Below are 21,036 nucleotides of genomic sequence, written 5' to 3'. Positions count from 1 at the left end.
TCGAATTCGCCGACCATGGGCCCGGGGCGGAACACGGTCAACAAATTTGGATTTAAGCCAACGCCGGTGGCATCCAACGGTTCCCGTTCTGATGCTGCCGCGATTGGGCCACGTGCGCGAGCGAACGCTCGCCGGTTTGGTCTATGGAACCATATGGAAACAAAACTGTTCAACTCGGCGGAGGCGGACGACGTACGTTGGTCGATTCGAGGCGAAGCTGCCGAAGGCCCGATGCTCAGCCGCTGATAACGGAACCAGCAAACCGATAGGGGCTCCAATGAGACTTCTATGGATGCTGCTCCTGGCACTCGGGGGAGCGTTCCCGAGCTTTACACTCGCGGCCGAGGGAGAACCAGAGCCTTGGCAGGTGTGGCATCAAACGCCCGCCACATCGGTGATGGAACGCATCGATGCCTTCCACCTCTTTCTTTTCTGGATCATGGTCGGCATCTGCACCCTGGTCGTCGCCCTGATGGCCTACGTCCTGTTCCGGTACAACGCCAAACGCAACCCAAGACCGTCGCGCACCACCCACAACACAGTGGTTGAAGTCGTTTGGACGATTGTCCCCGTGCTGATTCTGGTGGCGATCGCGATCCCGTCCTTCAAGCTGCTCTATTATTCCGAAGTAGTCCCGGACGCTGAAATGACGCTGAAGGTGGTCGGTCGTCAATGGTATTGGGAGTATCAATATCCCGACCACGGCAACTTCACCTTCGCGAGCCTCCTCGTTCCCGAGGAGGAGCTTCAACCTGGCCAGCCGCGGCTTCTCACCGTCGACAATCCCGTCGTGCTGCCGGTCGATACGGTCATCCGTTTTCAGTTCACCGCCGGTGATGTTCAACATGCTTGGTCATTGCCAGCCTCTGGTGTCAAGCGAGATGCTTACCCCGGCCGGCTGAACGAGAGTTGGGCCCGCTTCGACCGCGAAGGCGTGTTCTACGGCCAGTGTTCCGAGCTCTGCGGCACCGGTCACGGCTATATGCCGATCACCGTTCAAGTGGTCTCGAAGGCGCGGTTCGCCGAATGGGTCGAGCAGGCGCGCGCCGAGTTCGCGAGCGCCTTCCCCCCGGAGCAACCCTCCCTTCAGCTTACGACGAGTCAAGTCCCCGAAATCGAAAGGGCTGATCAATGAATCCTGAGACGGCGGCGGCAGCAGATGTCCATCAGGACCATAAGCCGCCCTTCTTTCAGCGGTGGCTCTTTTCGACCAATCATAAGGACATCGGCACGCTCTATCTCGTGTTCTCGCTGATCACAGCCATCGTCGGTGCCTTGGCCTCGGTGCTGATGCGTGTCGAGTTGCAGAACCCCGGCCTCGATGTCATCGCCGACGGCCACATGTGGAACGTGCTGATCACGGCGCACGGCCTGATCATGATCTTCTTCGTCGTGATGCCGGCGATGATCGGCGGGTTCGGCAACTGGTTCGTGCCGCTGATGATCGGCGCGCCGGACATGGCCTTCCCGCGGATGAACAACATCAGCTTCTGGCTGCTCGTGCCGGCCTTCGTACTGCTGCTGTTGTCCGCCTTCGTCGGCCAAGGCGCGGGCACTGGTTGGGTCATCTACCCGCCGCTATCGAGCGCCCTCGGCCACCCCGACGCTTCCGTCGATTTCGCGATTCTCTCACTTCATCTGGCGGGTGCCTCGTCGCTTCTAGGCGCGATCAACTTCATCACCACGATCTTCAACATGCGCGCGCCGGGCATGACGCTGCACAAGATGCCGCTGTTCGTCTGGTCGATTCTGGTGACCGCGTTCCTGCTGCTCCTGGCCCTGCCGGTCCTGGCCGGCGCGATCACGATGCTGCTGACCGACCGCAACTTTGGCACGACCTTCTTCGATCCGGCCGGTGGCGGCGATCCGATCCTGTTCCAGCACCTGTTCTGGTTCTTCGGCCATCCCGAGGTGTACATCATGATCCTGCCGGGCTTCGGCATGATCAGCCAGATCGTCTCGACATTCTCAAAGAAGCCGATCTTCGGCTATCTCGGCATGGTCTATGCGATGATCGCGATCGGCGTGATCGGCTTCGTCGTCTGGGCGCACCATATGTTCACCGTCGGACTCGATGTCGACACCAATGCCTACTTCGCCGCGGCGACGATGGTGATCGCGGTGCCGACCGGCATCAAGATCTTCTCCTGGATCGCGACGATGTGGGGCGGCTCGATTGAGTTGAAGACCCCGATGCTGTTTGCCCTCGGCTTCATCTTTTTGTTCACAGTCGGCGGAGTCAGCGGCGTCGTGCTCGCCAACACGCCAGTCGATATCACGGTGCATGACACCTATTACGTGGTAGCCCACTTCCACTATGTGCTGTCGCTGGGCGCGGTGTTCGCGATTTATGCCGGCTGGTATTACTGGATCGGCAAGATGTCCGGACGGCAATACCCGGAGATCATGGGGCAGATTCACTTCTGGCTAAGCTTCGTGGGTGCGAACCTGGCGTTCTTCCCGATGCACTTTCTCGGAACAGCCGGCATGCCGCGCCGCATCCCGGACTATCCGGATGCCTTCGCCGGCTGGAACATGGTGAGTTCCATCGGCGCCTACGTCGCCTTCGCCGGGCATGCGGTGTTCATGTTCACCGTCTTCTATACCTTGTTCGCTGGCAGGCGGGTCGCCGCGAACTACTGGGGCGACGGAGCGACCACGCTGGAATGGACGCTAAGTTCGCCACCACCGTTCCATCAATATGAGGAACTCCCGGTTATCAAGTGATCCGGCCGGAACCAGCCCTCGGCTGCCGTGTTCTTCCGTCGAACGAGCGACAAGGTCGACCGTGACCAAGGCGCCGGGTCGGTCGACGGAACCCCAGACGCCGAGGGATGATTGATGACCCAACAACAGACGGGATATCCGAAGCAGCATCAGGAGAGGCAGCCTGGTGTTCGAGATGAGATGCAGCCGAAGCCGAAGGCCGAGATGGCCGACTATCGGTCGGCCGGCTGGCTGCAAGGCAAGGTCGCCGTCGTCACGGGCGGCGACAGCGGTATCGGCCGCGCGACCGCCATCGGCTTTGCCAAGGAAGGCGCCGATGTGGCTGTCGTCTATTACGACGAGCACGAGGATGCGGCCGAAACGAAAAAGCTGATCGAACAGGAAGGACGCCGCTGCCTGTCCCTCGCCGGCGATCTCGGGGACGAGGCCTTCTGCCGCGAGGTCACCGAAAAGGTGATGTCGACGTTCGGCCGCATTGACATCCTGGTGAACAACGCCGGCGAGCAGCACCCGCAGAAGAGCTTGGAGGACATCGACGCCGAGCAGCTCGAACGAACCTTCCGGACCAACATCTTCGCGATGTTCCATCTGACCAAGGCCGTGCTTCCGCATTTGAAGGAGCACGACGCCATCATCAACACGACCTCGGTAACGGCCTATCGCGGCAATCCGATGCTGCTCGACTATTCTTCGACGAAGGGCGCAATCGTGTCCTTCACCCGCTCGCTCGCGGCGGCGCTCAAGGAGAAGAAGATCCGGGTGAATGCCGTTGCCCCCGGGCCGGTCTGGACCCCCCTCATTCCCTCGACCTTCGAGGCCGACCACATTCCGAAATTCGGATCGGACTCCATCGAGCACCGCCCTGCCCACCCCGACGAGATTGCGCCCTCCTACATCTTTCTTGCATCCGAGCAGGCGGCGTTCATGACCGGCCAGGTTCTTCATCCGAACGGCGGAGAACCGGTCGAGAGTTAACAGGCATTGATCGCCGCCAAACGGCAACCGTGAACTGCTACCGAAGAATTCGTTCTCGAGATTGCCGGACCTGCGCAGCGGTAAACCCTTAGGTCAATTTCATCGGAACCTTAACTGATCCCCACTGTTGAACGGGCATGGTCAGAATTAGGAGGTTCGTTATGGTAAAACTTCTATCGACGACTGCGATCATCTTAGCTCTTGCAGGCCCGGCCTGGGCACAATCGAGTGACAGCAGCGAGGTCGGCAAATCAAGCTACCCGTTCCTCGACAGTGCCATGACAGAATCCAACTGGGGCTCCGACACGCTCCTCGGAAAGCCGCTGGTGACGGCAGACGGTGAGGAGATCGGCGAGGTCGAGGGGATCGTTTTTGACGAAAACGACCAGATCGCGGGCATCGTCGTCGATGCCGGCGGGTATCTCGGCGTCGACACGCGTCCGGTCGTGGTGGATTGGTATGCCGTTACCGTCGTTCCGGAAGACGAGATGATGATGGTCGATATGACCCAGGAGCAGCTCGAATCCGCACCCGAGCATCAGATGACGGGAGACTGGCGCGAGGCGAAGGACGCCAACGTCCACGGTGTCGCCGAATCCCAGCCGGGAGTGATTACCGGCGAGGACACCGAGCTTGGCAACGAACAGCCAGGCACAGAAGCCGGCGGCACCCCCCATTAATATATCGGCCGTCAAGAATCGACAGGATGTGACGACCGAGGAAGGAGTCACGCCCCGCTACTGGGAAAGGCCGCTCTCCCGCCGGAGAGCGGCCTTTCTTTCACACCGGAGAGCTCGCCGACGAACAAATCCCCTTTTCTTTTTCCGGGCTCCGGGTCAGCATTCGACCCATCCGATGTGGCGTTCCCTACGACCCCCGCCACATCGGACGTAGGACGTCCCTTACAGGAGGAAACTGGAATGTCATCGACCGGCCCTGCCCTGATCCGCTCGACCGAAACGCCGGCAATCACGCCGGAGGAATGGGCGCTCCGGGTGCAGTTGGCCGCTTGCTACCGGTTGGTCGCCCGGTTCCGGATGACTGACCTGATCTTTACGCATATCTCGGCACGCCTGCCTGGACCGGAACACCGCTTCCTGCTGAACCCCTATGGCCTGATGTTCGAGGAGATCACCGCTTCGAATCTGGTCGTCGTGGATCTCGAGGGGCAGATGCTCAGCGCGAACGGTCATAGCGTGAATCCCGCGGGTTTCGTCATCCATAGCGCGATCCACGGCGCTCGGGAGGATGCGCAGTGCGTACTGCATACCCACACCCGCGCCGGGGTCGCGGTTTCGACGCTGAGGTGCGGACTGCTGCCGCTCAACCAGTTCGCCCTGCAATTCTACAATCGCATTGCCTATCACGATTATGAGGGGATCGCGCTCGATCTCGACGAGCGCGCCCGCCTCGTCGCGGATCTCGGCGACAAGCAGGTGATGATCCTGCGCAATCACGGGCTTCTGACCGTCGGACGCAGCATTCCGGAGGCGTTCGTTCTGATGTTCTATCTCGAGCGATCCTGCGAAGTTCAAATCGCCGCGCAGTCGACGGGGACGGAGCTGATCCTGCCGTCGCCCGAAGTTTGCGCCCGGACCGAGCGGCAATATAACAGCAGCGGCGTGGACGATCCCGGCGACGAGGAAGGATGGGCACTTACCTGGTCCGCCCTCCTCCGCATGCTCGACCGCGAGGATCCGTCCTATAAGGAATGACGCCCTCCCTGCTGCCCTCAACTCTCGTTGCGAACGAGGCCAGCAGCCGTCTATAGCGGAGCCGCCTCAACGGGCCGGAGCGCGCGCGCATGTCGATGAAATTTACACTCCTCATCGAACGCGTGCGATTCTGTAAGGCCCTGATGTTAACCATATTTTTTAACGAATGAGCGAGACGGCTGTAGCCGGAGCGCTGATGAGCGTCGACCGATCGCCGAATCAGCGTCACAAATTTTAACGATTCTTAAGATTCTTCCACGCCATCGACGGACTCATTTACTCAGCAGCTATCAAAACCCGCAGAGAACTGGGGCGAAGGCGCGCTTGGCATGGCACTTGCTCCAAACCGCCCCGGGTCTCCGGCCGGAACCGACGAAACTTGCCAAAGCCGGTCGGGGGCTGAGTTTGTGAACACGGAGTACACAGTTGATGACAAATTGGCAAAAGCTCGCCGGAGGCGGTGCCCTGGCAATTGCACTGCTTTCCGGCGCGGCAGATCCGGCCACTGCGGCCCCGGTTATTTCGACCTGGAGCTTCGAGCTCAACAATGCGTTCACCGAATGGACGCCGGATGGGACCGTCGGGTCGAATCCCAACCCGGTTCTGGGCGGCGTGACTCGACTCGAATGGCCGCAGAGCTTCGACGGCCCGCGAAGCGCGCTGGAAGTCGACAGCGTGGTGACGGGCGACAACCTGCTCACGAACGGATCGTCAGTGGCCGGTCCCCAATTGGCGCACTTCAATAATCCGATCCCGACCGACTTGCAGGAGGAATATCTGACCAGCGGTAAGCTGAGCATCCAGGCGACTCTCACGCCGTCGGAACCATCGGCAGGCGGGTCGATCGGTCCGATCGACACGTTCTTCGATTTCCTGTTCCGGGAAACCGAAAACCAGGCCTCCTGCGGTTTCGACTCGGGCAGCGTCTGTGACGATATCTTCCTGCTGGCCGCCACCGGTGAAACCGCGCAGGAGTTCGATTTCCTGGGCGAGACTTACACGCTGATCTTCGGATCGGAGGAGCTGGCGCCGCTCGGCGCAAGCGAGTGTGGCCTGTTCGGCCTCGGTGCGGACTGCGTCGGCTTCAAAACCATGGAGAGGGGCGAGACGCGATTCAACACGTTCCTCAGCGTCAGGGGACCGCGGGCAGACACGCCCGGCACCCCCGTGCCTGAGCCAGGCATGTTGGCCTTGCTCGGCACCGGCCTTGTCGCGCTTAGCGTGATTCGACGTCGGAAGGCCGCGTAGCCGGACTTTCGTCTTCCTGAGAGCGGCGGCCCTATGGGGCCGCCGCTCTTTCTGTTTGCCCCTAAGAAAACGAACGTTAACCGGCCACCGGCATCGATCGCCTCGCGGTCGGCAAGAACTGCCCGGCAACGAGGCAACTTCACCCGCGCATCTCGTTCGCACCCCTCTATAGGCTATTGATAGGCAAGAACAATGAGGTGGCCTGGGATTTGCTATGGATTCCCCCAGAGCACCCTCGCAGCCACCATTTGGAGAGAGTCCATGTTCTTTGACAGGTCGACATCCGACAATGTAATTGCCGTCCGGAGGCGCAACGCGGGCACTACCTCGCCCCGTCACCATGGGTCCGAGGATTCGCTGCCCACCATTGCGAACAGCCCGTCACCGAATGTGAGGCAGTTCCTCTGCTATGTGCAAAGCGACCTTCGGGCCCTGACGCGCACCGAGACGGTGAACGCCGTCATCGCCGTCACTCCGTCGGAGGTCGAACGGGTCGCGCGCGCCGTCGCCAAGATGCGCGGCCGCTATCTGGCGCAGGTTCTGGACCTTGGCCATGCCGACCGTCCGCCGCTGACGGAAGCAGACGTGGCACAGCTGCGGCGGGCTCGTGAATGGTATGAGGAGGTCGAGCGCGGTTTCACCGCGTTGCGATCAGCCATCGAAACGGGCGAGCTGCCGCTCGAGGGCGTTCGCCGAGACTGATCCCCTGTCTTGGAAAATAACTTATCGGTGCGCCACCCCGGTGGCTTTCTAGATGTGAGCGCGTTTGGGATTCTCGGATACCGATAGGAATTCCCAAGCTGTGAGCGAGTGCGAGTCCTTCGTCGTAGAAAGGAGGATGGAGATGGCACGAGCGTACAGTCAGCACCTGCTGACCGGGTGCTCGGTACGGCGTTGTCGAGCACCCGCAGGACCACGGCAAAATCGGCGACGTTCCCCCGCTCAAATCACGCGCATGCAATCATTATGAGGGGACCGCTGCCATTGCCGGAGCGATCAAACTCTCGAGATCGTGCCGCGATGCGCCGTCGCGGGCCTGAAACGATATGGCTTGCAGAATCCCGTTGTAGAACGCCGCCAGAACTTCGGCATCCGTGTCCGCAGGAAGTTCGCCGTCCCTGACGCCGCGTTCCAGCCGCTCGCGGATAAGATCGAGAGTGGTGCGGCGAGCCTTCTTCAGGCACTCACGCGCGGCTTCATTCTCGGTCAGGCAATTGACGACACCGAGGACCAGGAGACATCCGCCGGGTTGGGAAGACAGGGCGACGTCAATGCTGCCTTTGAGCATGGCGCGGATACCGGCCTTAAGCGTCGTTGCACTATCAAGCGCCCTCATCGGTGCGGAGCCTACCGTCGCGATGTAAAGGTCGACTGCCTCGCGGAAGGCGGCCTCCTTCGATCCGAAGGCAGCATAGAAGCTTGGTGGATTGATCCCCATCGCCTCCGTAAGGTCGGCGAGTTGAGCGCCCTCATAGCCCTTGGCCCAAAACACCTCCATTGCGCGACTGAGCGCGAGATCGCGGTCGAAGCTGCGCGGCCGTCCCCGAGGTGCCATTCCGATCCTTTCTGTAGTCAGATTTATATAATTCACTTGACCTGTGGATTCAAGGCTGACACCTATTTCTGTAGTTACAATTACGAAAATAGGGTCATGACAGACAACTGCACAGCTCAGGAAAATCCCACATTGAGCAATAGATCGGACGGATTGGGCCGACCGCATGCTGAAGCCGCTATTCCGCTGGCGGTCTATGCCTTCGGCGCGGGCATCTTTTCGATGACAACGTCGGAGTTCATGGTTGCTGGGATGATGCCATCCCTGTCGGCGGCCTTCAGTGTGTCGATCCCAGAGATCGGCTACCTCATCTCCATCTATGCAGCTGGGATGGTGATCGGCGGCCCCTTACTGACGGTCGGGCTGCTCCGTTTCAGTCGCAAGACAGCACTTCTTTTGCTGTTGGCCGTTTTCATTCTCGGGCAGGCGTTAGGAGCGATGGCGACGGGCTATGCCGTAATGGCGCTAGCGCGAGCGATCACGGGGGTCGCCTCTGCCGCCTTCTTCGCCGTTTCACTTTCAGCGGCGGCCGAGATGGCGGGATCGCAAGCACGGGGTCGGGCCTCGTCCATCGTCCTCGCCGGCCTGATGTTGGCGACTGTCTTCGGTCTGCCAATGGCAACATTGATCGACCAACATTTCGATTGGCGCACCAGCTTCTGGGTGGTGGCGGTTCTGGTGCTCGTTTGCACCGGGATTGTGGCGGCCCTGACGCCTGCGTCTGCGCGTCCTGAGAAGATAGACCTGCCCTTTGAACTCGCAGCCTTGAAGAGCGGAAAGCTCTGGGCGGCATATGCCACAAGTGGGCTCATCATCGCGGCGACCTTTGCCGCATTCAGCTATTTTTCGCCAATCTTTACCGAAGTCAGCGGCTTCTCCCCGGAAGCGGTTCCGACCCTCTATGTCCTTTACGGCGCTGCGACCGTTATCGGGAACATCGTCATCGGCCGCTATGCCGACAGATACACCATGCCTATTCTGGTATTCGGCCTTTCCACACTGGCGATCAGTCTCGTCGCTTTTGGGCTTCTAGCTCGCAGTGAGGTTTTCACGGTCGTTGCCACGATTGTCTTGGGGCTCGTTGGCGTGACGATGAACCCCGCCATGGCCGCGCGCATCATGCGTACGGCCAATCCGCGTCCTCTGGTGAACTCGGTCCATGGTGCCATTATCTCTCTTGGCGTGTTGGTCGGTTCCTGGCTCGGCGGCCTTTCCATCAGCGCCGGGTTCGGAACGGTTTCGCCTCTCTGGATCGGAGCTGGCCTCGCCATCATTGGTCTCGGAACACTGGCGCCGAGAAGCGCCAGGATTTGAGAGGCATGAGATCTGCGGAGTTGGTGCGAGAACAGCGAATCGAGTTGCACCATCTCCGCCTTTTCGTGGTTGCCGCTAAACGTGGCAGACTGCCGAAGTAATGCTGGATGACCTTGGCGCTACGCGGCGATCTCTTCGGCAAGATCGAGCGCATTGATCAATGCTGGCAGATCGAACACTTCATCCGTCCATCGGTGGGCAATCAACAAGTAGGACTGCGACATGAGGTCGGCCTTCCCGGTCTCGATCATCGCCCGGCGACAGCGCTCGACGATCTGCCGCACTTGGACTTGGTCTCCGGCGCTGCCGACCGCCCGCGGGCCGAAGAAGGCGCCGACGACGCTGCAATCCGGCCAAAGCCCGACCAGGACATGCGGGTCCGCCATATGCGCAGCCAGTTTTTCCGCCGCTGTTGGGTTGCCCACGGAGGTGCGCGACAACCGCAGGCGCATCACGGAAAAACGAAGACGGCTGGCCCGGAGACGGCGGAGAGTGCTCTCGAGCTGGCTCGGGAAGGAATTCGCGCCGGCCGGGCGATTCGCCGGCGTCGCGCGACGGCCGCCTCCCGGCAAACCGGGCAAGTTGCAAGATAGTGTGCTCGTGTCATCGTACAGCATGAATTCTCTTTTATTTTGCAACAAATTGTATGAACCTTTACTCGCTAAATATTAGCAAGACATAAGCCGCCCGGCCTGCGACAAACTTGTGTTATTCCGAAGAGCAAGACTTGCCGAGATGAATAAGCGTGACTGTCCGTCGTCGGGCGGCGGACGTCAAACAGCTGGACTCACGTCGCGAGCGGCAGGCTCAATCGCAGGATCAACCCGCCCCCGGGCGCATTCTCGGCGCGGACTAGGCCGCCGACAGCTTCGACATTGCGCCGCACGATCCACAGCCCGATGCCGGCATGCAGCGACAGCTTTCCGGATAGCCCGCCGTCGGGTGCCTTCGGAACCGGGCGGCTGGTAAAGCGCCGTTCAAAGATTCTCTCGAGATCCTCGGGCGGTACGCCCGGTCCCTGATCCTGGATCCGCAGATCGGCGACGCGGCCGCCCCTTCGCAGCGTCACGGTGATCTGACTGCCCGGCGGCGACAAGCTGACGGAGTTGTCGAGAATGTTCTCGACCACGGTTTCCAGCAGGTCCTCGCTGGCCCGAACGGTCACATCGTCGTCCACCGTCGTGACCAGCCGCAGGCCGCGTCCCGTCATCAGGTTTCCGTAGGCGATCGCCATACGCTGGAGAAGGCGCGAGAGGTTCACCTTCTGGCGCGGCGGATCGACGAGCTCGGCCATCGTCTCGTCCATCCGGCGCGAAGTCGAGACGAGCTGATCGAGGCGCTCGATCGAGGTTTCCAGGACCTCGACGGCGCGCCGGCTGCGGCTGTCGTTCGACGATACGATGCGCTTCAGCGGTTCCAGCGACTGCCGCATGATCGCGATCGGCGTCTTATACGCGTGGGCGTTGTCCTCGGCAGCCTGTCGGATGTTCTCCGCGGAAGAGCGGAGCGATTTGATCAACCGGTCGAACTCCTCGGCGGCGCCGGCCAGTTCGGCGACCTCATTGTGCGAGGCGAAGGACTTGCCGGCGACGGCCCCGGTGCGAAGATCGCGGGCAAGCCTGCGAAAGCGCAGCACGCTGCGGCGTATACTGAGGAAGACGATCAGCGTCAGCGCCGCCATGATCAGGTAGATGCCGGCCGCCATCCGCACCTCGAAGCGCATCCAGTAGGGCTGACCGAGCGAAGTGCCGAGAAAACTCTCGATCGGATGGGAGACGATGATGGCCCAGCAGCCACGATCCGACAGGACCGGCGTGATCGACGTCAGCACCTCTTCCCGGCCGTCTGGATCGCGATAGCGGTTGGCGAGCGGCAGATCCCCCGTGCAGGTGACGGCGACGCTGTCCAGGATGCCCTGGCGCATCAGTTCCTCGCGCTCATATTCGAGGATCGCGGTTGGCACCGTCGGCACCGCGGCAACATAGAAGAAGTTGGCGACCCCACTCTGATCCGCCGGGCGAAAGAGGACCCGGATCCGCGTGTTGCTGCTGGCGAACCGGTCAAGCTCGTTGCTGAGGGTAAGAAGCGGCGATGGCTCCTCCTGCATCAGGAATGGCTCCAGGCCCAGCGCGACCAGCCGGCCCTGCTCCTGGACGTTCCCGATCAGTAGCGCGCGACGTTCGAGTTCGGCCTGAAGAAAGGTGTGATAGAGAGCAACCGGCACCGCCACGAAGACGATGACGAGGAGAACGAGCTTGCTGACGAGCGAACGCGGTCTTCGCCTCGCCTCCTTGGCGGCCTCTTCGTACCGATCACTCTGGATCAATCCAGCGGTACCCGAAGCCTGGATAGTTGGCGATACAGGCGAAATCGTCATCGACATCCCGGAACTTCTGACGAATACGCTTGATGAAGGATCGGACGTTCACGCGAAAGCCTTCATCCCCATAGCCGGCGACGAAATCCTTCCCGCGGACCAGGTCGTAAATCTGCCGATAGGAAACATCGGTGTCGGCGGAGGTTGCCAAGGCACAGACGATGTTGAACTCGGTCAATGTCAGATCGACACGCTGCCCGTCATAGTAGGCACGGCTGATATCCGTCCGAAGCTGCAGCTTGCCGCGTTCGATCACAGGCGGCGTTTCGGCGGCCTCGTCCTGGCCGGCCAGTCGCTTCGAGCCCTCGGTGATCAGCCGCAGGCGCTGCAGGATGATCGAGAGACTTCGAGACTTCTCGATGAAGTCCACCGCCCCCCAGCGCAGCGCCGCTTCCTCATAGATCTCGTCACTGAGGACAGTGAGGAAGATTACCGGTGCCTGCACGCCGCTGTCGCGCATGTGCCGCAGTACCGCGAGCCCGTCGAGCCCAGGCATGCGCCAGTCGAGCAGCACCACATCGGCATTGCCACCGGCGGCCATATGCTCGAGCACCGATTCGCCATCGGAAAAGTCAACGACTTCATAGCCGTTCTCGGCGAGGTTCAGGCCCAGAGACTCTCGAAACAGCGCGTCATCATCAACGATGATGACCCGCCTTGCCGCTTCTAACGGCGTGACTCTGTTAAGTTGCATGCTCTTTAATCAACTCCGCAAGACATTGTCGATCCGCTATCTCGGACCTTCCCTCCCCCCCCTTGTTCGATGCAGTCTGAGTTTCGGCGATCGCCGCCTCCTCGTGTGTTGCTTCTTTTTCTTTCCGGATCTCGTAGGTCAGGGCACGAAAATCGCGTGTGCTGATATCGGCATAGAAGAAGATGCTGAGCACGCAGGATTGGGCATTATAGGTCCAGACTTTTGCCGGCGGCTTCTCATCCTGCAACGCAGGTTCCCCGAGCAGGGCCTCGGCTTCGACAAGGCTCAATCCGATCAGCCGTTCCGGGTTGAGATCGGGCCGGCTGGCCAGCAAGGTCTCGCTTGACGGCTTCCTCGCCGGAATCGGCAGCGGCTCCGAGAAATCGTCCCGAGGATCCGTATTCTCCAGTCCCAACTGGACGGGAGGAATCGGTTCGACCGCCTCGTCGGGGGCCGTATCAAAGCCACGATTCTGGGTGCCGCATCCCACGAGAACCGCTGACAACAGAAGGACCGCTGCGGTCGCGCGCGGCATCCCTTTCGATGCCGTGCGTCGCCGCCACCCGTTCCTTGCTGACGATCCTCGCCGCCGATCAACTGTCAAAGCTCACCGTTCCGTCAAACCCGTTATCCCCCGATTCCCCCCTTGTCTCGTGATCAGAAGTCCGCACTCGATTTTCCCAGAATAATCGTTAATTCTTACGCGGGATCGAGGGCATTTTCCAGCTTTCCCGTGCCCTCTAGCACGAGATGCTCAGATTTTCCTTCTACGGCCGACCCGCCGAATCACTTCTTTCGCTTCGGTTTCAACGAATCCCAGTCTTCGCCGGTCATGCGCCGCAGGAAGTTGAACTGCCCGGCGCCTTGCAGCCATTCGCCGCCGTCGATCGTCACCACCTCGCCGTTGATATAGCTGGCCCCGTCAGAGAGCAGGAAGCAGGCGAGATCGGCCAGCTCCCGATGGTCACCGACCCGGCCCAGCGGATTCTGCGTTTCGAAGATCCTTGCGAGGTCCGGCCGCGGAACGAGCCGTTCCCACGCCCCCGACGTTGGAAACGGGCCGGGAGCGACGGCGTTGACGCGGATGCCGCGCCCGCCCCATTCGACGGCGAGGCTGCGGGTCATCGCCAGAACGCCGCCCTTTGCCATCGCCGACGGCACGACATAGGCGGAGCCCGTCCAGGCGTAGGTCGTGACGATGTTGAGCACCGCCGCCTTCCGCTCGTCCTTCAGCCATCGCTTGCCGCAGGCCAGCGTCGTATAGGCGCTGCCATGCAGCACGATGTTGAGGACCGCGTCGACCGCGCGCGGCGACAGATCCTCGGTCCGAGAGATGAAGTTTCCCGCGGCATTGTTGACGAGGGCATCGAGCGGACCATTGGCCCAGATCGCTTCGATCATCGCCTCGACCGCTTCGGCATCCCGGACGTCGCAGCCATGCGTCTCGACCTTGCCGCCGGTTTCGGCGCTCAGCGTCTTCGCGGCCTCGGCCAGCACCTCCTCGCGCCGGCCGCAGATCACGAGCTCAGCGCCCAGTTCGAGGAAGCGGCGCCCCATGCTCAGCCCGAGGCCCGTCCCTCCGCCGGTCACGAGGATGCGCCTGCCCTTCAGCAGCTCTTCTTTAAACATGCGTGTCCCCTTAGATTTGAATGCAGCCGGGGTTTGAATGCAGCCGGGATCAGGATTCGAGCGGCCGCAGCAACTCGCGGGAGATGATGTGGCGCTGGATCTCGGAGGTACCCTCCCAGATCCGCTCGATCCGCGCGTCGCGCCAGAAGCGCTCGACCGGCAGCTCCTCCATCAGTCCCATGCCGCCGAAGATCTGCAGCGCGTTGTCGGTGACCCGCCCCAGCATCTCCGACGCGAACAGCTTGGCCATCGCCGCATCGCCTGACGTCATTGTCCCGTGATCGTACTTCCAGGCCGCGTTCAGCGTCAGGAGGTCGGCGGCGCGCAGCTCGGTCGCCATGTCGGCGAGCTTGAAAGACGTACCCTGGAACCGGCCGATCGTCTGGCCGAACTGCTTACGCGTCGCGGCCCACTCCGTTGCCATCGTCAGCGCGCGCTCCGCCTTGCCGCAGCAGGTGGCGGCAACCAGGATACGGGTTCCGGACAGCCATCGATTGGCGAGATCGAAACCGGCGCCCTCCTCCCCCAGCACCTGATCCGCCCCGATCCGGCAGTCGGTGAAGGACAGCTCGTAATTATTGTAGGTCCGGTAGCTGACGCAGCGGGGGCCGCGCCGCATTTCGAAGCCGGGCGTATCCCGGTCGACCAGGAAGGCGGTGATGCGCTTGCGCGGCCGCCCCCCGCCCTTCCCGCCGCTCTCCTCGACACCGGTCACGGCAAAGACGATGGCGAAGTCGGGCGTGCCGACGCCGCTGATGAAATGCTTGGTTCCGTTCAACACCCAATCACCGCCCCGGCGCTCCGCGCGGGTCGTGATCGCCATCGCGTCCGAGCCCGCGTCGGGCTCGGACAGGGCGAAGCAATCCTTGCGCTCGCCGCGGACGCAGGGCGTCAGATAGCGGTCGATCTGGTCGCCCGCGCAGGCCATCAGGATCTCGGAAGGCCGACCGACATAGCCTGCCAGGCCCCAGGTCGCCTTGCCGAGCTCCCGGTCGAACAGCGTCATGCTGACCGCGTCGAGCCCACCCCCGCCCACCGATTCCGGCATGTTCGCGGCATAGAGGCCCTGGGCCATCGCACGGTCGCGGATCTGCTTGCCCAGCGCCTCCGGCACGTCGCCGGCCCGATCGACCTCCGCCTCATACGGGAAGATCTCCTTTTCGACGAACTGCCGGACGGTCTCGACCAGCATGCGCTGCTCGTCCGTCGGCGAAAAATCGATCGCCATGGTCAGTGTCCTTTAAAGTTCGGCTCGCGCCGCTCGACGGCGGCGGCGAGGGCCTCTTTCGCATCCGCGCTTGCCCCACAGATATCGGCAGCGCGGCGCTCCTCCGCAAGCTGGTCGGGCAGGCCGCGGTTCCCGGCCTCCGCCATCAAACGCTTCGTCTGCATCAGCGCGACCGTCGGGCCCGCCGCCAACTGCGCCGCGAAGCTCCGCCCCGCAGGCTCCAGCGCCTCGGCTGCATGGACCTCGGTCACCAACCCCCGCGCCAGCGCCTCGGACGCCGACCAGAACTCGCCCGTGAAGGCAAAGCGTTTCGCCGCTTCGAGTCCGATGAGGCGCGGCAGGAACCAGGTTCCGCCAGCATCCGGGTTATAGCCCATCCGCGTATAGGCGCAGACGAAGCGCGCCGTCTCGGCCGCAAAGCGAAAATCGCAGGCCAGCGCCAGATCGAGCCCGGCGCCGGCAGCGGCGCCGTTCAACAGCACGAGGCTCGGCTTCGGAAAGGCCGCGAGCTCGGCGATCAGCGCGTGCATCTCGTCCGTCCAGGGATAGGTCGCGAGTTCGCCGCGGGCCTCCGCATCGGCCCACTCGGCAATATCCGCGCCGGCGCAGAAGGCCTTGCCGCTACCGGTCAGGACGAGGCAGCGCACGGCGGCCGTATCGGCGGCCCGCAGCGCAGCGCGCAAAGCCCGCAGCATCTCGAGATTCAGCGCGTTACGAACCTCGGGACGGTCGAGGATTATCGTGCGTACAGCTCCGTCATCGGAGATCCGAATCACGTCAACATTATCCTGAAACATTGTCCCGGCAGCCAGCGGTGGCGGAGCATAGCAAAACCGCCCCTCCGATCAACCGGAACCGTTCGGCGGTTCGTCGACGGCGGCGGCAACATCCGATCTGCCGCCCGCCATTTGCGGCAAGCGCGAATTGCGATCGACAGAGTCCACACGTTGGTTGATCGCTCATTCAATGAGACGATGTTTTCCGACTTGTTGCATCGACTTACCGAAATGCCTTTGATATTCTTCTCAATAGTACCAGAGGGATGCGACAGGTCGCGAAGAAACCAAAGAAACGCGGCGCCTATAATGAAACGAGGCGATTTTCGGTAGAATCGCCGAATACGCGACCTCACGGACTCTCCCTCGCCTGCAAAAGGCGCCATCGATGCGTAAAGCCATCAATCAGGGAGGACAGAAAAATGAGAAAGACCCCGCCTATCAAGGAGTTTGTAGAAGGTCGGATCAACCGCCGACAACTTCTCAACGGCCTGGCGTCCGCCGGCCTCGTCGCGACAACCCTTCCACTGATCACCCGCCCGGCAAGGGCCCAGGGTGACCTGACGGTCTTCACCTGGGCGGAATACGACAACCCGATCTTCCATGAGGCCTATGTCGAGAAGCATGGAACGTCGCCCGAGTTCAGCTTCTTCGGCGAAGAGGAGGAGGCGTTGCAGAAGCTGAGGTCCGGCTTCACCCCGGACGTCTCGCACCCCTGCACCAGCAATGTTCAGCGCTGGAAAGACGCCGGGGTGCTCCGGCCCATCGACACCTCGCGACTCGACGAGTGGGGCAACATCTTTCCGAGCTTCAAGGACATCAAGGGCGTGATGATCGACGGCGAGGCCTATCACATGCCCTGGGACTGGGGGAACACCTCGATCCTCTATCGGACCGATCTCGTGGAACTCGAGGAGGAATCCTATTCGATCCTGCTGGACGAGCGCTACAAGGGGCGCATGTCGATGTTCGATTCGGCCGAGACGATGACGGCCATCGCAGGCCTGCTCGCCGGCGTCGAGGATCCTTTCAACCTGACGGAGGAGGAGATCGACAGGACTGCCGAGATAATGCGGCGGATCCACGAGAACCTCCGGTTCTACTGGACCGACACGACCCAGGTCGAGCAGGCGCTGGCCTCCGGGGAACTCGTCGCCTCCACCGCCTGGAACGAGTCGATCACTACGCTGAAGGCGCAGGGACTCGAGGTGAGCTACATGGCTCCAAAGGAAGGCATTCTGACCTGGGTCTGCGGTCTCGCGCTCGTCAAGGACGGGCCGGGATCGGAGGATCTCGCCTACGACTATATGAACGCCATGCTGGCACCGGAGACCGGCAAGGCGCTGATCGAGGAGTTCGGTTATGGCCATTCCAACCAGAACAGCCTTGATCTGGTTGAACAGCAACGGCTCGAGGAGCTGGGCATCGCGAACGCGAAGGAAGCATTGGCCAATAGCGTCTTCTTCGACGAGATGTCGGCCAAGCAGCGCGAGACTATGAACAGCATCTTCGAGAAGATCAAAGCCGGCCTGTAACCGGCGCCTGTCAATTCCTGGACGCCCCCGCCACTTGGCGGGGGCGATTTTTTGAACCAAATACCAATCCCAAAACGCTTTATTGATTGATCGCTCATTCAGTAAAATATGATTTTCCGCTTTATATCATTGACTTAACTGTCTATCCAAGATATAGTGATACGCTATAGGAAGGAATTGTCATGGGCCGAATGGAAATCAAGGAGGTGCGCCGCGTTCAGTTGATCGAGGCGACGATCGACTCGATCGCCAAACGCGGCTTCGCCGAGACGACACTGGCCCATGTCGCCGACGGGGCCAAGCTGTCGCGCGGAATCGTCAATTTCTACTTCAAGAGCAAGGAGGCCCTGCTGGTCGAGACCCTGCGTCACATGGCGCAGGAATATGAGGCGTTCTGGCTGGCGGCCGTGGCGCGCGCCGACCCCTCGCCCACCGGTCAGATCGAGGCGATGATCGACGCCGATTTCGACCCGGCGATCGCCAGCCGGAAGAAGGTGACCGTGTGGTACGCATTCTGGGGTGAGGCCCGGTGGCGACCTGACTACCTTCGGCTCTGCCGGCGGCTGTCGGACCGCTATTTCGAACAGACACTGGCGCTGTTCCAGCAGATCATCGATGCCGGCGGCTACGAGCACGTCGATGCGGCGACGGTCACCCGTGGCCTCAATGCGATGATCGACGGCCTCTGGCTGGACATTCTGATCAACCCCGACGCAGTCGACCGGGCAGAGGCGAAGCGGACCTGCCGGGCGTTCCTGGCCGGCTTCTTCCCCGCCGAGTTCGCCGCCCGCACCGGTGCCGCTAGCGCCGCCTGATCCCTTCTCTGCCGAACGGAGATTTCTGATGAGCGCGAGCGTCGAACTGCTGAAGAGCGAGCCGGCGGCAACGGCGTTCACCGCCGAGACGCTACCTGGCTGGACCTATCAGAACACCGAATTCTTTGCACTGGAGCGGGAAAACCTGTTCCTGCGCAACTGGCAGATCGTCTGCCATGTAAGCGAGGTGAGAGAGCCTGGCGAGTTCGCCACGATCGAGGTGACAGGCGAGCGGGCGTTCGTGATCCGCGATGCGGAGGGGACGCTGCGCGCCTTCTACAATGTCTGCCGACATCGTGCCGCTGCCGTGGTCGACGGGGCGAACGGCCATTGCGACGGCGCCATCCGCTGCCCCTATCATGGCTGGACCTACGCGCTCGACGGTCGGTTGAAGGCGGTGCCAGGCGAGGCCAGCTTCCCGGACCTCGACAAGGCGCGGTTCGGGCTCCACTCGCTGGATCTCGAAGTCTTTCTGGGCTTCGTCTTCATCCGATTCCGCAGCGGCGGTCCGAGCGTGGCGGAGCGGATGGCGCCCTTTCATGCCGAGCTTGCGCCCTACCGGTTCGAGGAAATGGAACCCGTTGGACCACCCTTCCGGATCGAACCCGGAGTCGACTGGAAGAATGTGATGGACAATTACCTTGAAGGTTATCACGTCCCAGTCGGCCATCCGGGTCTCTACCGGCTGTTCGGCACCCGCTATGATGTCGAAACCCGGCCCGGCAACGTATCCCGCGCCATCCACTGGCTCCGTGACAAGCCGTCGAACAACTGGAGTGAGCGGCACTATCAGATGCTGCTGCCGGAGATTGAGCATCTGCCTGCTGAGCGGCGGCGGGCCTGGAGCTATTACGTGATGCTGCCCAATATCGCCTTCGACGTCTATCCGGACCAGATGGACTTCTTCCGGCTCCTGCCGACTGCGCCGGGCAAGTCTGTCATGGTCGGCCGCTCCTACCGGCTGCCCGGCGCCGACAGGCGGCTGCGCGCGGCCCAGTTCCTCAACCACCGCATCAACGTCCAGGTGCAGCGCGAGGACGACGCGTTGATCCGGTCCGTTCAGGGCGGCCTTGCCTCCGAGAGTTACGTCTCTGGACTGCTGTCCGAGAAAGAGATCTGCCTGCGCCAACTCCACGACATGATCCGGACGGCGCTCCCTGTCGCCCGCCTCCCCCGGCCGCCCGCACCGGGTATGATGAAGACGCTGAACGACAGTCTCCGCAAGGTCTGAACCGATGTCCTATCCACTGCCTGCCGGCGCGCGTGTCTGGCAAGAGAAGCTGCGCAGGTTCGTCGACGAGGAGCTGATCCCCTGGGAGGTCGAGGCCGAGATGAACCAGGGCGAGCTGCCGGCGGAGGTGCGCGACCGTCATCGCCGGCTCGCCAGGGAAATGGGCCTCTACGGCATGGACATGCCGAAAGAGCTTGGCGGCGGCAACCTGACGATGCTGGAGCAAACCGTGGTCTCCGAGCAGATCGGCCGCGTGACCAATGCGCTCGGCTGGTGCTTCCCGAGCCCGAACCGCTGGATGGCTAGGGCCTGCTCACCCTACCAGATCGAAACCTGGGTGAAGCCCAATATCGCCGGCCAACGGCACGAATGCTACGCGATCACCGAGGCCGGCGCCGGCTCGGATGTCGACGCGATCGAGGCGACGGCGCGCAGCGAAGACGACAGCTACGTCCTCAATGGCGAGAAGTGGCATGTGACCAGCGCCAACCACGCGGATCATTTCATCTTTCAGGCGAAGATCGTGTGCGGCCCCCATGCCGGTACCCACGCGCTGTTCTTTGTCGACATGGATACGCCCGGCGTGCGGCTCGTGCGGACGCCGGCCTATGGCCACAGCTACGCCGCGCATCATCCGATTTACCGGTTCGAGGATGTGCGCGTGCCGGTCGAGAACCGTATCGGCGATGAGGGCGACGGCATGGCCTTCACCTATGACTGGTTCCGCTATGAGCGGCTGATGATCGCGGCGCGCTGCTGTGGTGCCGCCGGCCGGCTGATCGACGAGGCGACCGCCTTCGCACGCGATCGAACATCCTTCGGCAAGTCCTTGACGGAGCATCAGGCGATCCAGTTCATGTTGGCCGACAGCCTGACCGAACTGTGGGCGGCGCGGCTGATGACCTACCGGGTCGCCGAGGCGATTGATGCCGGCGAGGATGTGAAGATCCTGCACGCCCAATCCTCGATGGCCAAGCTCTACGCCTCCGAGATGGCAAACCGGGTCGCCGACCGGGCGGTGCAGATCTTCGGCGGCCGCGGCTATATGCGCGAGAACGTCGCCGAACGCTTCTTCCGCGAGCTACGGGTCGACCGTATTTGGGAAGGCACCTCCGAGATCCAGCGCATGATCGTCGCCAACGGCCTCTACAAGCGCGGCCAGGCGGCGCTGGTGGAGTGACGGGCAAGGACGTCGTGACGCGGCCATGCTATCGTGC

20 protein-coding genes are annotated in these 21,036 nt (G+C 62.0%); 12 read left to right on the top strand and 8 right to left on the bottom strand.

All coding sequences use genetic code 11. The annotated features are described in order from the left end of the window. The first annotated feature begins 292 nt into the window (after positions 1–292). The 7 genes from coxB to DT069_RS01660 all read left to right on the top strand — a co-directional run bounded on the left by coxB (position 293) and on the right by DT069_RS01660 (position 7,367). Positions 293–1,135 (top strand): cytochrome c oxidase subunit II, encoded by an 843-nt coding sequence (gene coxB / locus DT069_RS01690; protein WP_425449931.1) that lies wholly within the window; start codon positions 293–295, stop codon positions 1,133–1,135. Further along, positions 1,132–2,727 (top strand): cytochrome c oxidase subunit I, encoded by a 1,596-nt coding sequence (gene ctaD / locus DT069_RS01685; RefSeq protein ID WP_119458518.1) that lies wholly within the window; start codon positions 1,132–1,134, stop codon positions 2,725–2,727. The genes coxB and ctaD overlap by 4 nt, the downstream gene beginning before the upstream one ends. A 114-nt stretch (positions 2,728–2,841) precedes the next feature. Next, positions 2,842–3,702, top strand: a complete 861-nt coding sequence (locus tag DT069_RS01680) for an SDR family oxidoreductase (RefSeq protein ID WP_119458517.1) — start codon at positions 2,842–2,844, stop codon at positions 3,700–3,702. Positions 3,703–3,863: 161 nt separating this feature from the next. Beyond that, positions 3,864–4,382: a PRC-barrel domain-containing protein gene (locus tag DT069_RS01675; protein ID WP_162912910.1), complete on the top strand. Its 519-nt coding sequence runs from the start codon at positions 3,864–3,866 to the stop codon at positions 4,380–4,382. A gap of 240 nt (positions 4,383–4,622) precedes the next feature. Further along, entirely contained in the window at positions 4,623–5,417 is a 795-nt protein-coding gene (locus DT069_RS01670) for a class II aldolase/adducin family protein (RefSeq protein ID WP_119458515.1), read from the top strand. Between the two features lie 429 nt (positions 5,418–5,846). Next, positions 5,847–6,665: a THxN family PEP-CTERM protein gene (locus DT069_RS01665; RefSeq protein WP_119458514.1), complete on the top strand. Its 819-nt coding sequence runs from the start codon at positions 5,847–5,849 to the stop codon at positions 6,663–6,665. Positions 6,666–6,926: 261 nt separating this feature from the next. Then, complete coding sequence (locus DT069_RS01660; protein ID WP_162912909.1) at positions 6,927–7,367, top strand: hypothetical protein; 441 nt, start codon at positions 6,927–6,929, stop codon at positions 7,365–7,367. Positions 7,368–7,629: 262 nt separating this feature from the next. On the opposite strand, the gene DT069_RS01655 is transcribed toward DT069_RS01660, so the two are convergent. After that, positions 7,630–8,163 (bottom strand): TetR/AcrR family transcriptional regulator, encoded by a 534-nt coding sequence (locus DT069_RS01655; RefSeq protein ID WP_425449972.1) that lies wholly within the window; start codon positions 8,161–8,163, stop codon positions 7,630–7,632. Positions 8,164–8,316: 153 nt separating this feature from the next. On the opposite strand from DT069_RS01655, the gene DT069_RS01650 reads away from it, so the two are divergent. Then, positions 8,317–9,534, top strand: coding sequence for an MFS transporter (locus DT069_RS01650; protein WP_425449930.1), 1,218 nt, complete (start codon positions 8,317–8,319; stop codon positions 9,532–9,534). A 119-nt stretch (positions 9,535–9,653) separates the two neighbouring features. On the opposite strand, the gene DT069_RS01645 is transcribed toward DT069_RS01650, so the two are convergent. The 7 genes from DT069_RS01645 to DT069_RS01615 all read right to left on the bottom strand — a co-directional run bounded on the left by DT069_RS01645 (position 9,654) and on the right by DT069_RS01615 (position 16,238). After that, the gene (locus DT069_RS01645) at positions 9,654–9,920 is read right to left on the bottom strand and encodes a hypothetical protein (protein WP_119458511.1); all 267 of its coding nucleotides are present in this window, start codon (positions 9,918–9,920) and stop codon (positions 9,654–9,656) included. A 401-nt stretch (positions 9,921–10,321) separates the two neighbouring features. Further along, a complete protein-coding gene (locus DT069_RS01640) occupies positions 10,322–11,860 on the bottom strand; it encodes a sensor histidine kinase (RefSeq protein WP_162912908.1) in 1,539 nt (512 codons plus the stop codon). After that, positions 11,847–12,605 (bottom strand): response regulator transcription factor, encoded by a 759-nt coding sequence (locus DT069_RS01635; protein ID WP_119458509.1) that lies wholly within the window; start codon positions 12,603–12,605, stop codon positions 11,847–11,849. The genes DT069_RS01640 and DT069_RS01635 overlap by 14 nt, the downstream gene beginning before the upstream one ends. Continuing rightward, positions 12,595–13,140, bottom strand: coding sequence for a hypothetical protein (locus tag DT069_RS01630; protein ID WP_119458508.1), 546 nt, complete (start codon positions 13,138–13,140; stop codon positions 12,595–12,597). The genes DT069_RS01635 and DT069_RS01630 overlap by 11 nt, the downstream gene beginning before the upstream one ends. 251 nt (positions 13,141–13,391) lie before the next feature. Continuing rightward, on the bottom strand, positions 13,392–14,234 hold the full coding sequence (locus DT069_RS01625; RefSeq protein WP_119458507.1) for an SDR family oxidoreductase: 843 nt from the start codon (positions 14,232–14,234) through the stop codon (positions 13,392–13,394). Positions 14,235–14,283: 49 nt separating this feature from the next. Next, positions 14,284–15,462: an acyl-CoA dehydrogenase family protein gene (locus DT069_RS01620; RefSeq protein WP_425449929.1), complete on the bottom strand. Its 1,179-nt coding sequence runs from the start codon at positions 15,460–15,462 to the stop codon at positions 14,284–14,286. Between the two features lie 2 nt (positions 15,463–15,464). Further along, positions 15,465–16,238, bottom strand: a complete 774-nt coding sequence (locus DT069_RS01615) for an enoyl-CoA hydratase/isomerase family protein (RefSeq protein ID WP_425449928.1) — start codon at positions 16,236–16,238, stop codon at positions 15,465–15,467. 422 nt (positions 16,239–16,660) lie between these two features. On the opposite strand from DT069_RS01615, the gene DT069_RS01610 reads away from it, so the two are divergent. The 4 genes from DT069_RS01610 to DT069_RS01595 all read left to right on the top strand — a co-directional run bounded on the left by DT069_RS01610 (position 16,661) and on the right by DT069_RS01595 (position 20,999). Beyond that, the gene (locus tag DT069_RS01610; protein WP_162912907.1) at positions 16,661–17,773 is read left to right on the top strand and encodes an ABC transporter substrate-binding protein; all 1,113 of its coding nucleotides are present in this window, start codon (positions 16,661–16,663) and stop codon (positions 17,771–17,773) included. Positions 17,774–17,955: 182 nt separating this feature from the next. Next, a complete protein-coding gene (betI, locus tag DT069_RS01605) occupies positions 17,956–18,588 on the top strand; it encodes a transcriptional regulator BetI (RefSeq protein ID WP_119458504.1) in 633 nt (210 codons plus the stop codon). Positions 18,589–18,616: 28 nt separating this feature from the next. Next, positions 18,617–19,819 (top strand): aromatic ring-hydroxylating oxygenase subunit alpha, encoded by a 1,203-nt coding sequence (locus DT069_RS01600; protein WP_119458503.1) that lies wholly within the window; start codon positions 18,617–18,619, stop codon positions 19,817–19,819. Between the two features lie 4 nt (positions 19,820–19,823). Then, a complete protein-coding gene (locus DT069_RS01595; protein WP_119458502.1) occupies positions 19,824–20,999 on the top strand; it encodes an acyl-CoA dehydrogenase family protein in 1,176 nt (391 codons plus the stop codon). Positions 21,000–21,036: the final 37 nt, after the last annotated feature.

Source organism: Virgifigura deserti, assembly GCA_003576685.1.
GTDB lineage: Bacteria > Pseudomonadota > Alphaproteobacteria > Dongiales > Dongiaceae > Virgifigura > Virgifigura deserti.
Note: the sequence above shows the minus strand (reverse complement) of the source record. Positions and strands in the feature narration are given on the sequence as shown.

What these genes read in the sequence shown, in the direction of transcription:
- coxB (WP_425449931.1), top strand. Translation starts at nt 293, where the DNA reads ATGCTGCTCCTGGCACTCGGGGGAGCGTTCCCGAGCTTTACACTCGCG.
- ctaD (WP_119458518.1), top strand. Translation starts at nt 1,132, where the DNA reads ATGAATCCTGAGACGGCGGCGGCAGCAGATGTCCATCAGGACCATAAG.
- DT069_RS01680 (WP_119458517.1), top strand. Translation starts at nt 2,842, where the DNA reads ATGACCCAACAACAGACGGGATATCCGAAGCAGCATCAGGAGAGGCAG.
- DT069_RS01675 (WP_162912910.1), top strand. Translation starts at nt 3,864, where the DNA reads ATGGTAAAACTTCTATCGACGACTGCGATCATCTTAGCTCTTGCAGGC.
- DT069_RS01670 (WP_119458515.1), top strand. Translation starts at nt 4,623, where the DNA reads ATGTCATCGACCGGCCCTGCCCTGATCCGCTCGACCGAAACGCCGGCA.
- DT069_RS01665 (WP_119458514.1), top strand. Translation starts at nt 5,847, where the DNA reads ATGACAAATTGGCAAAAGCTCGCCGGAGGCGGTGCCCTGGCAATTGCA.
- DT069_RS01660 (WP_162912909.1), top strand. Translation starts at nt 6,927, where the DNA reads ATGTTCTTTGACAGGTCGACATCCGACAATGTAATTGCCGTCCGGAGG.
- DT069_RS01655 (WP_425449972.1), bottom strand. Translation starts at nt 8,163, where the DNA reads ATGGAGGTGTTTTGGGCCAAGGGCTATGAGGGCGCTCAACTCGCCGAC.
- DT069_RS01650 (WP_425449930.1), top strand. Translation starts at nt 8,317, where the DNA reads ATGACAGACAACTGCACAGCTCAGGAAAATCCCACATTGAGCAATAGA.
- DT069_RS01645 (WP_119458511.1), bottom strand. Translation starts at nt 9,920, where the DNA reads ATGGCGGACCCGCATGTCCTGGTCGGGCTTTGGCCGGATTGCAGCGTC.
- DT069_RS01635 (WP_119458509.1), bottom strand. Translation starts at nt 12,605, where the DNA reads ATGCAACTTAACAGAGTCACGCCGTTAGAAGCGGCAAGGCGGGTCATC.
- DT069_RS01630 (WP_119458508.1), bottom strand. Translation starts at nt 13,140, where the DNA reads ATGCCGCGCGCGACCGCAGCGGTCCTTCTGTTGTCAGCGGTTCTCGTG.
- DT069_RS01625 (WP_119458507.1), bottom strand. Translation starts at nt 14,234, where the DNA reads ATGTTTAAAGAAGAGCTGCTGAAGGGCAGGCGCATCCTCGTGACCGGC.
- DT069_RS01620 (WP_425449929.1), bottom strand. Translation starts at nt 15,462, where the DNA reads ATGGCGATCGATTTTTCGCCGACGGACGAGCAGCGCATGCTGGTCGAG.
- DT069_RS01610 (WP_162912907.1), top strand. Translation starts at nt 16,661, where the DNA reads ATGAGAAAGACCCCGCCTATCAAGGAGTTTGTAGAAGGTCGGATCAAC.
- betI (WP_119458504.1), top strand. Translation starts at nt 17,956, where the DNA reads ATGGGCCGAATGGAAATCAAGGAGGTGCGCCGCGTTCAGTTGATCGAG.
- DT069_RS01600 (WP_119458503.1), top strand. Translation starts at nt 18,617, where the DNA reads ATGAGCGCGAGCGTCGAACTGCTGAAGAGCGAGCCGGCGGCAACGGCG.
- DT069_RS01595 (WP_119458502.1), top strand. Translation starts at nt 19,824, where the DNA reads ATGTCCTATCCACTGCCTGCCGGCGCGCGTGTCTGGCAAGAGAAGCTG.